The organism is Pantoea sp. 1.19 (genome assembly GCF_001922585.1).
Lineage (GTDB): Bacteria > Pseudomonadota > Gammaproteobacteria > Enterobacterales > Enterobacteriaceae > 1-19.
Map to the genome: position 1 here is coordinate 696,428 of NZ_MRBS01000001.1, position 15,701 is coordinate 712,128.

The 15,701-nt window shown below is 61.1% G+C and carries 16 protein-coding genes; 13 read left to right on the top strand and 3 right to left on the bottom strand.

The window, feature by feature from the left end; translation table 11 throughout:
- Positions 1–79: 79 nt before the first annotated feature.
- Together rne and BS626_RS18275 are read right to left on the bottom strand one after the other, a co-directional pair.
- Entirely contained in the window at positions 80–3,526 is a 3,447-nt protein-coding gene (rne, locus tag BS626_RS03525; RefSeq protein ID WP_075180991.1) for a ribonuclease E, read from the bottom strand.
- Positions 3,527–3,846: 320 nt separating this feature from the next.
- Positions 3,847–4,122 (bottom strand): hypothetical protein, encoded by a 276-nt coding sequence (locus BS626_RS18275; RefSeq protein ID WP_139308750.1) that lies wholly within the window; start codon positions 4,120–4,122, stop codon positions 3,847–3,849.
- Here BS626_RS18275 and rluC point away from each other — a divergent pair.
- Positions 4,121–5,071 (top strand): 23S rRNA pseudouridine(955/2504/2580) synthase RluC, encoded by a 951-nt coding sequence (rluC, locus tag BS626_RS03530; RefSeq protein ID WP_075180992.1) that lies wholly within the window; start codon positions 4,121–4,123, stop codon positions 5,069–5,071. The genes BS626_RS18275 and rluC overlap by 2 nt on opposite strands.
- Positions 5,072–5,101: 30 nt before the next feature.
- Here the strand turns inward: rluC and BS626_RS03535 are convergent, their stop codons facing one another.
- Positions 5,102–5,683 (bottom strand): nucleoside triphosphate pyrophosphatase, encoded by a 582-nt coding sequence (locus BS626_RS03535; RefSeq protein ID WP_075180993.1) that lies wholly within the window; start codon positions 5,681–5,683, stop codon positions 5,102–5,104.
- Positions 5,684–5,825: 142 nt separating this feature from the next.
- Between BS626_RS03535 and yceD the strand changes: the two genes are divergently transcribed.
- The 12 genes from yceD to holB all read left to right on the top strand — a co-directional run bounded on the left by yceD (position 5,826) and on the right by holB (position 15,700).
- On the top strand, positions 5,826–6,347 hold the full coding sequence (yceD, locus tag BS626_RS03540; RefSeq protein WP_075180994.1) for a 23S rRNA accumulation protein YceD: 522 nt from the start codon (positions 5,826–5,828) through the stop codon (positions 6,345–6,347).
- A 14-nt stretch (positions 6,348–6,361) separates the two neighbouring features.
- Positions 6,362–6,532, top strand: a complete 171-nt coding sequence (gene rpmF / locus BS626_RS03545) for a 50S ribosomal protein L32 (RefSeq protein WP_034939285.1) — start codon at positions 6,362–6,364, stop codon at positions 6,530–6,532.
- Between the two features lie 26 nt (positions 6,533–6,558).
- On the top strand, positions 6,559–7,593 hold the full coding sequence (gene plsX, locus BS626_RS03550; protein WP_075180995.1) for a phosphate acyltransferase PlsX: 1,035 nt from the start codon (positions 6,559–6,561) through the stop codon (positions 7,591–7,593).
- A 6-nt stretch (positions 7,594–7,599) separates the two neighbouring features.
- The gene (locus tag BS626_RS03555) at positions 7,600–8,556 is read left to right on the top strand and encodes a beta-ketoacyl-ACP synthase III (RefSeq protein WP_075180996.1); all 957 of its coding nucleotides are present in this window, start codon (positions 7,600–7,602) and stop codon (positions 8,554–8,556) included.
- Positions 8,557–8,571: 15 nt separating this feature from the next.
- Positions 8,572–9,501: an ACP S-malonyltransferase gene (gene fabD, locus BS626_RS03560; RefSeq protein WP_075180997.1), complete on the top strand. Its 930-nt coding sequence runs from the start codon at positions 8,572–8,574 to the stop codon at positions 9,499–9,501.
- 13 nt (positions 9,502–9,514) lie between these two features.
- Complete coding sequence (fabG, locus tag BS626_RS03565) at positions 9,515–10,249, top strand: 3-oxoacyl-ACP reductase FabG (protein WP_075180998.1); 735 nt, start codon at positions 9,515–9,517, stop codon at positions 10,247–10,249.
- Between the two features lie 276 nt (positions 10,250–10,525).
- Positions 10,526–10,762: an acyl carrier protein gene (gene acpP, locus BS626_RS03570; protein WP_075180999.1), complete on the top strand. Its 237-nt coding sequence runs from the start codon at positions 10,526–10,528 to the stop codon at positions 10,760–10,762.
- 89 nt (positions 10,763–10,851) lie between these two features.
- The gene (gene fabF / locus BS626_RS03575; protein WP_075181000.1) at positions 10,852–12,093 is read left to right on the top strand and encodes a beta-ketoacyl-ACP synthase II; all 1,242 of its coding nucleotides are present in this window, start codon (positions 10,852–10,854) and stop codon (positions 12,091–12,093) included.
- A 148-nt stretch (positions 12,094–12,241) separates the two neighbouring features.
- A complete protein-coding gene (pabC, locus tag BS626_RS03580; protein WP_075181001.1) occupies positions 12,242–13,039 on the top strand; it encodes an aminodeoxychorismate lyase in 798 nt (265 codons plus the stop codon).
- A 12-nt stretch (positions 13,040–13,051) separates the two neighbouring features.
- Positions 13,052–14,074, top strand: a complete 1,023-nt coding sequence (gene mltG / locus BS626_RS03585) for an endolytic transglycosylase MltG (RefSeq protein WP_075181002.1) — start codon at positions 13,052–13,054, stop codon at positions 14,072–14,074.
- On the top strand, positions 14,064–14,696 hold the full coding sequence (tmk, locus tag BS626_RS03590; RefSeq protein ID WP_075181003.1) for a dTMP kinase: 633 nt from the start codon (positions 14,064–14,066) through the stop codon (positions 14,694–14,696). Before mltG ends, tmk begins: the two co-directional genes overlap by 11 nt.
- Positions 14,696–15,700: a DNA polymerase III subunit delta' gene (gene holB / locus BS626_RS03595; protein ID WP_075181004.1), complete on the top strand. Its 1,005-nt coding sequence runs from the start codon at positions 14,696–14,698 to the stop codon at positions 15,698–15,700. Before tmk ends, holB begins: the two co-directional genes overlap by 1 nt.
- Position 15,701 lies beyond the last annotated feature (1 nt).

Below are 15,701 nucleotides of genomic sequence, written 5' to 3' on the forward strand. Positions count from 1 at the left end.
GAAGAGGGTGTGCTTGCGCGGTGGGATCGACGACATAAAAAAACCCCGCCGAAGCGGGGTTGGGGGGCGGTTTTCTGACTTACTGCGGGCGGGTTGCCGGGGCAGTAGCCTGGTGCGTGGCGGCGTGGGCGCCGGCGGCACCGCGGCCGTCAAAGTGATACGCTTCGCGCACCCAGTCGCTGTGACGCACCGGCTCCGGCGTCCACGCCGGGGCAGGGGCTTTGGTCATCGGCGCGCTGGCGTGAAAGCGAACCAGCCCTTTTACCGGCGCATCGGCGTGATCGACCGGGCAATCGCGGGCCGGGACCGGCGCCTGCGGCTCGCTGGCTTCCGGTGCGGGGACCGGCGTTTCCAGCTCGCTGAGGTTAGCCTGCTGCGTGCTCTCCACATCGGCGGCCATCTCGCGGGCAACGTCGGTGGCCGGCTGCGGCGCGGCCTCCTGCGGCGCGGCGGCGATGATCTGCCCGGCTTCCGCTGCCGGCTTGGCCTCCGGAGAGACGATAGCCGGCTGTGCCTGTTCGCGCACCGTCTCGGCCAGCGGACGTGCTTCCGGCTCGATGACCGACGGGGTGCTATCCACCGGGACGTCGACAGGGGCGGTGTTGTCCGTGTTGACCAGCATCGGCGCGGCGGTGGCTACTGGTGCGCTGTTCTGCACCTTCGGTGTGCGGCGTTCCTGGCTGGCGTCATCGGCGACGGCAACCTGCGGCTGCTGCACGCTCTCCGGCTGCTGCACGGTGTCGGGCTGCTGTTCGACCTCGGTCTGCTGCGCGGCCGCAGGCTGAGCGACCACGGCCGGCTCCTGCTCACGATCGCGCTGCTGCTCGCTGGCAACCGGGTAGCTCACCCACACCTTACCGGAAGCCATCTCCGGTGAGGCGACGGCGGCGCTCAGCGGTGCTGGCGACTGCGTCGGATAGCGCTCATCGCGGTAGCGACGGCGACGCTGTCCGCTCACGCGCAGGTGGCGCGGTGAACGGCGTGAACGGCGCGGCATGGTATCGCGATTTTCCCCGTCGTCGTGGGCCTCGCTGGCCGGCAGGTGCTCGCTGACTTCCGGCTGGGCTTGAGCGGTATCTGCCTCGGCCTCATCGCTGGCGAAGGTGTGACGCGCGGCGGTTTGCTCTGCCGTTTCAATCCGCACTTTCTGGCTCAGCTGGCGCGGCTGGCGGCGCTGCATGACCTGCGTATTGTCCTGGTCGTCCGTGGCGAGATCAGCGGCGTCCCCCTTCGGTTCGGCCGCTTTATTCTCCTGCGGAGCCTGGCGCTTCTCTTCCTGACGGCGACGCTGGCGTTCGGCGCGCTGTTCACGGCGCTGCTGCTGCTCATCGCGCTGGGCGAGCTGCTCATCCTGCGTCTCAGGCTGGCGCGCGTCGCGCACTTCGCCGTTCAGCGGGCGACGTTCGCGGCGGCCCTGGTCATCACGGCTTTCACTGCGCGCTTCGCGCGTTTCGCTGCCTGGACGCGGCCCGCGCTCATGGCGATCCTGACGCGCGCCGCGCTCCTGGCGTTCTCCGCGCTCGCTACGGTCATTGCGCTCGCCACGTTCGTTGCGGTCATTGCGGTCATTGCGCTCGCCACGTTCGTTGCGGTCATTGCGTTCGTTGCGGTCATTGCGCTCGCCGCGGTCATTGCGCTCGCTACGATCGTTGCGGTCATTGCGGTCGCGACGGTTAGTTGGCCGACGGGCGTTGCGGCGTTCGCCGCGCGGTTCTTTCCCGGCGCTGGCCGGCGCGCTTTCCTGTACCGGCTGGGCGGCCGGTTCGGCGACGGGGGTGGGGGCCGGTTCCGGCGCAAACAGGCTCTTCAGCCCGGAGACCAGACGGGCAAACAGGCCGGCAGGCGCGGCGGCGGCGGCACCCGGTGCGGCGGCGGTGACCGCCGGGGCTTCCGGTGTGATTTCCTGCGGCGGCGGTGCATCCGGCATCACGAAGGCGGCCAGCGCCGGCTGCTCAGGACGCTTACGCTCGGCGTGCTCCTCTTCAGAGGGCAGGGACATATCGGCTTCATGCAGCTTCGGCAGCAGGTAGCTGAGGGTTTGCGTCTCTTCGCCTTTGCGCACGCGCAGCACGGAATAGTGCGGCGTTTCCATCCGGTCATCCGGCACGATCACCGCGCGGACGCCGCCCTGACGCTTCTCAATGGCGCTCACTGCGTCACGCTTTTCGTTCAGCAGGTAAGAGGCAATCTGCACCGGCACAATGGCGTGCACCTCTTTGGTGTTCTCCTTCAGCGCCTCTTCTTCAATCAGGCGCAGGATGGAGAGCGACAGCGATTCGTTATCACGGATGGTGCCGGTACCGCTACAGCGCGGGCAGACGTGATGGCTGGACTCACCGAGCGACGGGCTCAGACGCTGACGCGACATCTCCAGCAGGCCAAAGCGGGAAATGTGGCTGATTTGAATACGGGCGCGATCCTGACGCACCGCTTCACGCAGGCGGTTTTCCACCGCACGCTGGTGACGGACCGGGGTCATGTCGATGAAGTCGATGACGATCAGGCCGCCGAGGTCGCGCAGGCGCAGCTGACGGGCAATTTCGTCGGCGGCTTCCAGGTTGGTGTTGAACGCGGTCTCTTCGATATCGCCGCCGCGGGTTGCGCGAGCGGAGTTGATGTCGATGGCGGTCAGCGCTTCGGTGCTGTCGATAACAATCGAACCACCGGAGGGCAGGCGCACTTCGCGCTGGAAGGCGGATTCAATCTGCGACTCAATCTGATAGTGGCTGAACAGCGGGATTTCCCCGGTGTAGAGCTTAATTTTGCTGCTGAAATCCGGACGGCCCAGGGCGGCAATGTGCTGGCGCGCCAGCTCCAGCACTTTCGGGTTATCGATCAGGATCTCGCCGATATCCTGGCGCAGGTAGTCGCGGAAAGCGCGGACAATGACGTTACTTTCCTGATGGATCAGGAACGGCGCCGGACGACTGTCGGCGGCTTTTTTAATCGCTTCCCAGTGCTGCAGACGGAACTTCAGGTCCCACTGCAGGGCTTCTGCAGATTTGCCCACGCCGGCGGTGCGCACAATCAGGCCCATGCCGTCAGGCAGTTCCAGCGAAGAGAGCGCTTCTTTCAGCTCGGTCCGATCGTCACCCTCAATGCGGCGGGAAATTCCGCCCGCGCGCGGGTTATTCGGCATCAGTACCAGATAGCTGCCTGCCAGGCTGATAAAGGTGGTCAACGCCGCGCCTTTATTGCCGCGCTCTTCTTTATCAATCTGAACAATCACTTCCTGACCTTCGCGCAGGACATCTTTGATGTTAGGACGGCCGTGAGCGTGATAATTAGCGGGGAAGTAGTCGCGGGAGATTTCTTTCAGAGGGAGAAAACCGTGTCGTTCAGCGCCGTAATCGACAAAGGCGGCCTCAAGACTGGGTTCAATGCGGGTAATCTTGCCTTTATAGATGTTTGCCTTTTTCTGCTCGTGTCCGGGGCTTTCAATATCCAGATCGTAGAGGCGTTGTCCGTCAACAAGGGCAACACGCAACTCTTCCTGTTGAGTTGCGTTGATCAACATTCTTTTCATCGTAACTTACTCATTATTCTTACATTAGTGACTAAGCTGCGGGCATGGTAACGCTGGACGGACTTCACACCGATGGTCCCGTGTCTACGTGCGATATCGTCAACCTCCCGGATGTCGACTGCTCAAGGGACGCCATTTTCGGCCGCCTGTTTCACAAATAAGGAGAAACAGCGCGATAGCGGGGAGTCGGCTCTGTAACCACCAGAGAAACTCAAACCCTGTTTCGTCCAGGCTGCAACCCGCAGCCCGCTAAATGCCTGATTGTTCATTACGTCTTACGCCATTGCTGCGTGTCCGAACGACCGGGCAAAATTACGTTGCTATCTTCTTGTTCTGACAAGAACAGCACAAAATTCATTATTCCACTGCTGACCGCGTGATAGCAAGGTGACTTTTGTTCTGTTGCGAACTTTCTCGCGGTTATCGGCGGATTCCTCACAAAGCGGGAATAAAAGACGCTGAAAAAGCCAGCGACCGCGGTTTTTTTCATCAGATAATGCCCCGATGGCGCCGGATAATTTCGCCGCGCGGTCGATGATGCAGCGTGTAAAAAGAGGTGGCGCGTTGCGGTGCCACTCTTTAGAATCGCCAGCCATGAATACGAATACACCGTCCGTCCAGATTGTTGCTGTGTCCGCCGATGAAGCGGGACAGCGCATTGATAACTTTTTGCGCACCCAGCTAAAAGGCGTGCCCAAGAGCATGATTTACCGCATCCTGCGCAAAGGCGAGGTGCGGGTGAATAAAAAACGCATCAAACCGGAATATAAGCTCCAGGCCGGCGATGAAGTGCGCATCCCGCCGGTGCGGGTCGCTGAGCGTGATGAGGCGGCCATTTCGCCGAAGCTGGCGAAGGTGGCCTCGCTGGAAGGCGCTATTGTGTATGAAGATGACGCGATCCTGGTGATGAATAAGCCGTCGGGGACCGCGGTACACGGCGGCAGCGGACTGAGCTTTGGCGTGATTGAAGGGCTGCGCGCGCTGCGGCCCGATGCGCGCTTCCTCGAGCTGGTACACCGGCTGGATCGGGACACTTCGGGGATTTTACTGGTGGCGAAAAAGCGCTCGGCGCTGCGCGCGCTGCACGAGCAGCTGCGCGAGAAGGGGATGCAGAAGGATTATCTGGCGCTGGTGCGCGGCCAGTGGCCTTCGCATCTGAAGCGCGTCCAGGCCCCGCTGCAGAAGAACATCCTGCAAAGCGGCGAGCGTATGGTACGGGTTAGCGCTGAAGGAAAAGCGTCGGAGACCCTGTTCAAAGTTGAGGAGCGCTTTGCCGAGGCGACGCTGGTGAAGGCCAGCCCGGTTACCGGGCGCACTCACCAGATTCGCGTACACACGCTGCATGCCGGCCACCCGATTGCTTTTGATGATCGCTACGGCGACCGCGCGTTTGATGCCCGGCTGGCACCCACTGGCCTGCAGCGTCTGTTCCTGCACGCCGCGGCGCTGACCTTCACCCACCCAAGCAGCGGTGAAACGCTGCGGGTCGAAGCCCCGCTGGATGGCGCGCTGAAGCGCTGCCTGCAGGCGCTGCGTCAGGGATAACCCCGCCGGCGCGATGCACCGGCGCGGCGCTTAGCCGAGCGGATCGACCCCCGCCCGGCGCAGCAGCGTGCACAAGGCGATCAGCGGCAGTCCGACCAGCGTATTCGGATCGCGGCCCTCCAGCCGGTCAAACAGCGTAATGCCCAGCCCTTCACTTTTAAAACTGCCCGCGCACTGCAGCGGCTGCTCGCGCGCCACGTAGCGTACAATCTCGTCCTCGCGCAGCTCCCGGAAATGGACGGTAAAAGGCTCACAGAGCGTCTCGCCGGCCTGCTGGCCGCTGTGCCACACCGTGAGACCCGTATAGAAGACGATGGCCTGGCCGCTGGCGGCACGCAGCTGGGCGTGGGCGTTTTGCACGCTGTGCGGCTTACCGACGATCTGCTGGTTAAGCACGCAGACCTGATCGCTACCGATAATCAGGTGGTCAGGGTAGCGTTGGGCGAGGGCGCGCGCTTTATCGCGGGAGAGGCGCATGACCAACTCGCGGGCGCTTTCTCCCGGCAGCGGCGTTTCATCGCAGTCGGGGGTGACGCTGAGAAAGGGCAGGCCCAGTTTTTCTAACAGGGCTTTTCGCCACGGTGAGCTTGAAGCAAGAATAAGCGGGTTCATCTTTTTTTCCGTTAACGCTGGCGTAATAGAGACGCACATTTTAAACTGTGCGCCGCATCGGATGCGAATAATGGCTGAAAGAAGCTGTTTAACGGCCTTTTTCTTTGACTCTCTGTCGTTACAAAGTTAATATGCGCGCCCTATGCAAAAGGTAAAATTACCCCTGACTCTCGATCCGGTTCGCGCCGCTCAGAAGCGCCTTGATTATCAGGGTGTGTTCACATCAGATATGGTGGAGCGCGTGGCAGAATCGGTGGTCAGTGTGGACAGCGATGTAGAATGCAGTTTGTCGTTCGCGATTGACAATCAGCGCCTGGCCGTCATGCAAGGGACGGCGGATGTAACGGTGACCCTGAGCTGTCAGCGCTGTGGCAAACCCTTTCAGCAGGCTTTCCACGTGAACTATTGTTTCAGTCCGGTCAAAAATGATGACCAGGCCGAGGCACTGCCGGAAGCTTACGAGCCGATTGATGTCAACGACTACGGTGAGATCGATCTGCTGGCAACGATTGAAGATGAGATCATCCTCGCGTTGCCGGTCGTTCCGGTGCATGATTCTGAACACTGTGAAGTGTCCGAAGCGGACATGGTATTTGGTGAGCTGCCTGCAGAGGCGGAAAAGCCAAATCCGTTTGCCGTATTAGCCAGTTTAAAGCGTAAGTAATAGGAGTAAGGTCCATGGCCGTACAACAGAATAAACCAACCCGTTCTAAGCGTGGCATGCGTCGTTCGCACGATGCGCTGACCACCACCACTCTTTCCGTAGATAAAGTTTCTGGCGAAACGCATCTGCGTCACCACATCACTGCGGATGGCTACTACCGCGGTCGCAAGGTCATCGTTAAGTAATTCTTGCGGCGACGCAAGGCGATACTTTGACACGTTTGACCCTGGCGATAGATGCCATGGGCGGGGACTTTGGTCCCTGCGTGACGGTGCCTGCTGCATTGCAGGCACTGGCCTCTACCCCATCACTGTATCTCCTCCTGGTCGGCGATCCCGACATCATCACGTCATTACTTGCCAAAGCGGATTCCGCGCTCGTTGCGCGCCTGCAGATTATTCCTGCGGAATCGGTTATTGCAAATGATGCCAAACCGTCTCAGGCGATTCGCCAGAGCCGGGGCACCTCGATGCGCATTGCGCTGGAGCAGGTGAAAGCGGGGCAGGCCCAGGCCTGCATCAGCGCCGGCAATACTGGCGCCTTGATGGGCCTCGCGAAGCTGTTGTTAAAACCGCTGGACGGCATTGACCGCCCGGCGCTGATGACGGTACTGCCCAACCAGCGTCAGGGCAAAACCGTGGTGCTGGATTTAGGCGCAAACGTGGACTCAGACAGCGCGATGCTGGTGCAGTTTGCGGTGATGGGCGCAGCGATGGCGGAGTGCGTTTTAGGCATTCCGCAGCCGCGCGTGGCGCTGCTGAATATCGGTCAGGAAGAGACCAAGGGACTGGAGAGCATTCGCGAGGCGGCCAGCCTGCTGCGCAGCAGTCCCGAGATGAACTTTATTGGCTATGTAGAAGGAAACGATTTGCTGACCGGTAAGACCGACGTGCTGGTTTGCGATGGTTTCGTGGGCAATGTCACGCTGAAAACCCTCGAAGGCGTGGTAAGAATGTTTCTTTCGCTGTTGAAGTCGTCCGGCGAAGGCAAAAAGAAGGCCTGGTGGCTAAGGTGGCTGGGGCGTTTGTTACAAAAACGTCTGGCCAGCCGTTTCGGGCACCTGAACCCCGACCAGTACAATGGTGCATGTCTGTTAGGATTGCGTGGCACAGTGATAAAAAGCCACGGCGCGGCAAACCAGCGAGCGTTTACCGTGGCCATACAACAGGCAGAACAGGCGGTGCAACGGCAACTTTCCAAGCAGATTGCCTTGCGCCTGGATGCTGTATTACCAAAGAGTGACTGAGCGTACATGTATACAAAGATTATCGGAACGGGCAGCTGGCTGCCCGAACAGGTGCGTACGAACGCCGATCTGGAAAAAATGGTAGACACCTCTGACGAGTGGATTGTCACCCGTACCGGCATCCGTGAGCGTCGCATTGCCGCCGCCGACGAAACCGTCGCCACCATGGGGCACCGGGCTGCGCTGCATGCGCTGGATATGGCCGGCGTAGACAAAGACGACATCGGCCTGATTATTGTGGCCACGACCTCATCCAGTCATGCGTTTCCCAGCTCGGCCTGCATGATTCAGCAGATGCTTGGCATCCTTGACGCGGCCTCCTTCGATTTGGCCGCGGCCTGCGCTGGATTCACCTATGCGCTCAGCGTTGCCGACCAGTACATCAAAAATGGCGCGGTGAAACACGCGCTGGTGATCGGCGCGGACGTCCTGGCCAGCAAGCTGGATCCGGACGATCGCGGGACGATCATCCTGTTCGGCGACGGCGCCGGTGCGGTGGTGCTGGGCGCCAGCGAGCAGCCGGGCATCCTGTCGACTCACCTGCACGCCGACGGCCGCTACGGCCAGTTGTTGACCCTGCCTTATCCGCAGTCTGGCGCCGGTGACGCGCAGCCGGGCTATGTCACTATGGCCGGCAACGAAGTCTTTAAGGTGGCGGTTACCGAGCTGGCGCACATCGTTGACGAAACGCTGCAGGCGAATAACCTGGATCGCAGCGAGCTGGACTGGCTGGTGCCGCATCAGGCTAACCTGCGCATCATCTCCGCCACGGCAAAAAAACTGGGCATGGGCATGGAGAAAGTGGTGGTCACGCTCGACCGTCACGGCAATACCTCGGCGGCCTCCGTGCCGACCGCACTGGATGAAGCGGTGCGCGACGGGCGCATCCAACCCGGACAACTGATTTTGCTGGAAGCCTTTGGCGGTGGATTCACCTGGGGCTCCGCACTGGTTCGTTTTTGATAACAGGAATACAACATGACGCAATTGGCGATGGTTTTCCCCGGACAGGGCTCACAAGCGGTGGGCATGCTGGCGGAGTTAGCAGCAGCACATCCGATTGTTGAACAGACCTTCCGTGAAGCGTCCGCTGCGCTGGGCTACGATCTGTGGCAGCTGGTGCAGCAAGGACCGGCAGAAGCGCTGAATAAAACCTGGCAAACCCAGCCGGCTCTGCTGGCCGCTTCGGTGGCGCTCTGGCGTTTATGGCAGCAGCAGGGCGGTCAGGCACCGGCGCTGATGGCTGGTCACAGCCTCGGCGAGTATTCGGCGCTGGTCTGCGCCGGCGTGATGGCGTTCGCCGACGCGGTGAAGCTGGTCGAGCTGCGTGGCAAGCTGATGCAGGAAGCGGTGCCGGCGGGTACCGGAGCCATGCAGGCAATCATCGGTCTCGACGATGCGGCCATTCGCGCCGCCTGTGAAGCCGCGGCGGAAGGGCAGGTGGTGGCACCGGTGAACTTCAACTCGCCCGGCCAGGTGGTGATTGCCGGCCACAAAGAAGCCGTTGAGCGCGCCGGCGCGGCCTGTAAGGCCGCCGGCGCCAAGCGCGCTCTGCCGCTGCCGGTGAGCGTGCCGTCACACTGCGCGCTGATGAAGCCTGCGGCGGACAAACTGGCGCTGGCGCTGAACGACATCCCCTTTAGCGCTCCGGCCTTCCCGGTGGTGAATAACGTGGATGTGGCCTGCGAAACCGATCCGGACGCGATCCGCAGTGCGCTGGTGCGTCAGCTTTACAGCCCGGTACGCTGGACCGAGTCAGTGGAATACATTGCCGCGCAGGGCGTCACGACCCTGCTGGAGGCCGGCCCGGGCAAAGTGCTGACCGGCCTGACCAAACGTATTGTTGACACCCTGTCGGCCAGCGCGATCAACGATCCCGCTTCGCTGGCGGCGGCGCTTGAACAATAACAAGAGGAAAACCATGAATTTTGAAGGAAAAGTTGCGCTGGTGACCGGCGCAAGCCGCGGTATCGGCCGCGCCATTGCGGAGACACTGGTCGCCCGCGGAGCGAAAGTGATCGGCACCGCCACCAGCGAAAGCGGGGCGGCGGCGATCGGTCAGTACCTGGGTGAAAACGGCCTGGGGCTGGCGTTAAATGTGACTGACGCCGCGTCAATCGACAGCGCGCTGGAAAAAATCCGCGCTGAATTTGGCGAAGTGGATATTTTAGTCAATAATGCAGGCATTACGCGTGACAATTTATTGATGCGCATGAAGGAAGAAGAGTGGGATGATATTATCCATACTAACCTGACTTCCGTTTTCCGCCTCTCCAAGGCGGTGATGCGCGCAATGATGAAAAAGCGTCAAGGCCGGATTATTACCATTGGTTCCGTTGTCGGCACCATGGGCAATGCGGGTCAGGCAAACTATGCGGCAGCAAAAGCAGGTTTGATTGGCTTTAGCAAATCACTGGCGCGTGAAGTCGCGTCACGTGGTATTACCGTAAACGTCGTGGCTCCGGGTTTCATTGAAACCGACATGACGCGTGCGTTGAACGATGATCAGCGCGCAGGTATCCTGGCGGAAGTACCGGCGGGTCGCCTCGGCGACGCGCAGGAAATCGCCAATGCCGTGGCATTCTTAGCCTCTGACGAGGCGGCGTACATCACCGGTGAAACGCTGCACGTCAATGGCGGCATGTACATGGTCTGATTCGTCCCAACCGGGAGCAGGCGGCTGAACGGCCACGTGCGCACACTATCCCGGGCGCTGACGAAAGTGGACGCCGGGGATAACGCGAGCCGTTAACGTTTCAGTCGCATGATTCAGGGCGGGAAAGATGAAAAAGGGTTGCGTTATGCGTGGTAAACACCGCAAAATAACGCCAAATCGTGGTTTGACCAGCCGGGATTTAGTTGCATCTTTTTCAACATTTTATACACTACGAAAACCATCGCGTAAGCGAGTTTTGATAGGAAATTGAATAGTATGAGCACTATCGAAGAACGTGTTAAGAAAATCATTGCTGAACAGCTGGGCGTGAAACCGGAAGAAGTGACCAACTCTGCTTCTTTCGTAGAAGATCTGGGCGCTGATTCTCTTGACACCGTTGAGCTGGTTATGGCTCTGGAAGAAGAGTTCGATACCGAGATTCCGGACGAAGAAGCTGAAAAGATCACGACTGTTCAGACTGCCATTGATTACATCAATAATCATCAGTCATAACTGAACATCCCCAGGCGGTCACTCGACCGCCTGAGTTTTATCTTCTGCACCACTTGAGTTTTACTTTTTCCCCTCCCTGGAGGACGAACGTGTCTAAGCGTCGTGTAGTAGTGACTGGTCTTGGCATGTTGTCTCCTGTCGGCAATTCCGTAGAGTCTACCTGGAGTGCTCTCCTTGCCGGTCAGAGTGGCATCAGCCTGATCGACCATTTTGATACCAGCGCATACGCCACGCGTTTTGCTGGTCTGGTTAAAGATTTTAACTGTGACGACTCCATTTCGCGCAAAGAACAGCGCAAGATGGATGCCTTCATTCAATATGGCGTCGTCGCTGGCGTTCAGGCCATGCAAGACGCTGGTCTGGTCGTGACTGACGAGAATGCGCATCGCTGCGGCGCGGCCATCGGTTCTGGCATTGGGGGATTGGGTCTGATTGAAGAGAACCACGCCTCGCTGGTGCAGGGTGGACCGCGTAAAATCAGTCCGTTCTTTGTGCCGTCAACCATCGTTAACATGGTGGCCGGCCATCTGACCATCATGTATGGACTGAAAGGGCCGAGTATCTCGATTGCCACCGCCTGTACCTCCGGCGTCCACAATATCGGCCATGCGGCGCGCATTATTGCCTACAACGATGCGGACGTGATGCTGGCAGGCGGTGCGGAAAAAGCCAGTACCCCACTTGGCGTGGGCGGCTTTGGTGCGGCGCGGGCGCTCTCTACCCGAAACGACAACCCGCAGGCGGCCAGCCGCCCGTGGGATAAAGATCGCGACGGGTTTGTGTTGGGCGACGGCGCCGGCATTCTGGTGCTGGAAGAGTACGAGCACGCGAAAAAACGCGGTGCGAAAATTTATGCGGAAATCGTTGGCTTCGGTATGAGCAGCGACGCGTATCACATGACCTCACCGCCGGAAAACGGGGCGGGTGCGGCGCTGGCCATGGTCAATGCGCTGCGTGATGCGCAGATTGCGCCGGAGCAGATCGGTTACATTAACGCACACGGCACCTCAACCCCGGCGGGGGACAAAGCGGAAGCGCAGGCAGTGAAATCCGTCTTCGGCGACAGCGCAAAACGGGTGATGGTGAGCTCGACAAAATCGATGACCGGCCACCTGTTAGGGGCGGCGGGGGCGGTGGAGTCCATCTACACCATTCTGGCGCTGCGGGACCAGGCAATACCTCCGACGCTGAATCTCGACAATCCGGACGAGGGCTGCGACCTCGACTTTGTTCCTCATACGGCACGTCAGGTAAGTGGAATGGATTACACGCTGTGTAACTCATTCGGCTTTGGCGGCACCAACGGATCCCTCATTTTCCGCAAGGTGTGATGGTCCACGCGGGGCGCGCCCCTGGCGTAATGCAAGACCTGCTCAGGCAGGTCTTTTTTTTTACCGCGGTAAAGTTATGCACTTTCGGATGATTCCCGCGGGCAGGACGGATAAGCTTGTCGGCGGTCAATCAGCCAGCGAGGAGAGTATGATTTGGGTTAATGGGGAACCGCAGGCGCAGATTGCCACCGGCGATCGCGGCCTGCAATTTGGCGATGGCTGTTTTACTACGGCGCGGATCCGCAGCGGTCAGGTTGATCACCTCGAGGCGCACGTTGCGCGACTGCAGCAGGCGTGTGACCGGCTGATGATCGCCGGCTTGGAGGTTGTTGCGCTAACGCAGCAGATGCGCGAGGCGGCGCAACGCCAGCGCGACGGCGTGCTTAAAGTGATCGTGACCCGCGGCAGCGGCGGACGCGGCTACAGCGCCGCGGGGTGCCGACAGCCGACGACGATCCTGTCGCTGTCGCCTGCACCGCTGCATTATGCGGCGTGGCAAACCCGCGGCGTCACCCTCGCGACCAGCCCGGTTCGCCTCAGCCGCAATAGCCTGCTGGCGGGCATTAAGCACCTCAATCGCCTTGAGCAGGTGATGATCCGCGCGCACCTTGATGGCGGTGACGCCGACGAGGCGCTGGTGCTTGACACGGACGGCTGGCTGGTGGAATGCTGTGCGGCTAATTTATTCTGGCGTAAAGGAAAACAGGTTTACACGCCCGATTTATCGCTGGCCGGCGTAACCGGTCTGATGCGTGAACACATTCTGACGCTGCTGCCTGAACTGGGCTGGCAGGCCAGCAGCGTGCTGGCGCCACCGGAAGCGCTGGCCGCGGCGGACGAAGTCTTTATCTGTAATGCCCTGATGCCGGTGCTCTCCGTCACCCGCATCAATCAGTGGCACTATGCGTCGCGCGAGCTGGCCGACCAGCTGCGTCCGCACTGTTGATGGGAACGCCCGATGAGTAACATGAAAAAAATCCTCTCGCTGCTGCTGCTGGTAATAGCGCTGGCGCTGGCGGTGGCCTGGTGGCAGGTACGCCAGTTTGCCGCTGCACCGCTGCTGATTCAGCAGGAGACCCTCTATCAGCTCCCGGCCGGTACCGGCCGCGTTGCCCTTGAGGCCAGCCTGGCCGAACAGCACATTATTCCGGACTCGCTCTGGTTTGCGCCGCTGTTAAAACTCGAGCCGGATCTGGCGAAATTCAAAGCCGGTACCTATCGCCTCACGCCGGGGATGACGGTGCGCCAGCTGTTACAGCTGCTGGCCAGCGGCAAAGAGGCGCAGTTTCCGATCCGCTTTATCGAAGGTACGCGACTCAGCGAGTGGCTGCAGGCACTGCGTCAGGCGCCGCACATTCGCCATACGCTGCCGGAGGATAAACCGGAGGCGGTGGCCGCGGCACTGAAGCTGCCAGAAGATGCCCTGCTGGAGGGCGGCTTCTGGCCGGACACGTACCTTTATACTGCTAACACCAGCGACGTAGCGATTCTGGCTCGCGCCCATGCGCGGATGCAGGCGCGCGTAGCGTCAGTATGGGAACATCGGCAGCCGGATTTACCCTACCGCGATGTGCGTCAGCTGGTGACCATGGCCTCTATCATAGAAAAAGAGACCGCGGTCAACGATGAACGGGGCAAAGTGGCGTCGGTATTTATCAATCGCCTGCGCACCGGTATGCGGCTGCAAACCGATCCGACGGTGATTTACGGGCTTGGCGATCAGTATCGCGGCGCGCTCACCCGCAGCGATCTGGAGCGCGCAACCCCGTATAATACCTATGTGATCAGCGGGCTGCCGCCGGGACCCATTGCGATGCCGGGACAGGCCTCGCTGAACGCGGCCGCGCATCCGCTGAAAACGGCGTATCTCTATTTTGTGGCCGATGGCAAGGGGGGACACACCTTTACCACCAATCTGGCCAGTCACAACCGCGCGGTGCAGGCGTGGCGTCTTGCCGTAAAGGAAAAAAATGAACGGTAAATTTATTGTGATCGAAGGGCTGGAGGGGGCCGGTAAAACGACCGCCCGGGAGATCCTGGTTGCCACCCTGCGGGAGCACGGTATTGACCAGGTGCTCTTCACCCGCGAGCCGGGCGGTACGCCGCTGGCGGAACAGCTGCGCGAGCTTATCAAGCAGGGGATGGGCAGCGAGCCGATTAGCGATAAGGCCGAACTGCTGATGCTTTATGCCGCGCGGGTGCAGCTGGTGGATACGGTGATCAAACCGGCGCTGGCTCGCGGGACTTGGGTGATAGGCGATCGTCACGATCTCTCTTCCCAGGCCTATCAGGGGGGAGGGCGCGGCGTTGATCCGCAGCTGCTTACCACGCTGCGCGACGCGGTGCTCGGTGATTTTCGCCCCGATTTGACCCTGTATCTCGACGTCACCCCGGAAGTCGGCCTGCGCCGGGCGCGGGCGCGCGGCGAGCTGGACCGCATTGAGCAAGAGTCGCTGACGTTCTTTACCCGCACCCGCGAACGTTATCTGGCGCTGGCCGCGGCCGATCCGCGCATCCGGGTGATCGATGCCACAGCGCCGCTGACCGAGGTGACCTCGTCACTTAAGACCGCCCTGACGCACTGGCTGCAGGAGGCGCGCTAATGCAGTGGTATCCGTGGCTGAATGCGCCCTATCGCCAGCTGATCGCACAGCATCAGCAGGGGCGGGCGCATCACGCGGTGCTGGTGTACGCGCTGCCGGGCATGGGCGAGGCGGCGCTGGCGTGGGGCGTTAGCCGCTGGCTATTGTGTCAGCGGCCGGCGGGGCTGAAAAGCTGCGGCGTGTGCCACGGATGTCAGCTGATGCAGGCGGGTAACCATCCCGACTGGCACGCGCTGGCGGTGGATAAGGGCAAAAGCAGCCTCGGCATCGACGCAGTACGGCAGCTCAGCGACACCCTCTGGCACCATGCGCAGCAGGGCGGTGCCCGCGTAGTGTGGGTGCCCGATGCCAATGCGCTGACCGAGGCGGCGGCTAACGCGCTGCTGAAAACCCTGGAGGAGCCGCCGCAAAACTGCTGGTTCCTGCTCGGCAGTCGCGAGCCCGGTCGCCTGCTGGCGACCCTGCGCAGTCGCTGCCTGCTGTGGCATCTGCCGCCGCCGCCCGAGGCGCAGAGCCTCGCGTGGCTGCGCAAGCAGCGGCCGGTGGATGAGGCGGCCGGAGTGACGGCACTGCGCTTGTGCAGCGGTGCGCCCGGCGCCGCGCTGGCGCTGCTGGATGCGTCGCAGTGGCAGCAGCGCCAGCAGCTGTGCGACGCGCTGTTCGCGCTGACCGAACAGGGCGATCTGCTGGCCCTGTTGCCGGTGCTGAATCAGGAAGATGCGCCGCGGCGCATCGGCTGGCTCTGCTCGCTGCTGGTGGATGCGCTTAAGTGTCACCGCGCGGCGGGCGCGGGGATGCAGAATGCCGATCGCCTGCCCCTGGTACACGCGCTGGCTCGCTGGCTGACCGCGCCGCAGCTGGATAGCGCGCTGCGCCAGTGGCTGCGCTGCCGCGATCGCCTTCGCCACGTCGTGGCGGTCAACCGCGAGCTGCTCATCACCGAACAGTTACTGGAATGGGAGCGGCGGTGTAATGCCGTTCCCGGCAAAATCGAAAGAGAGTAGA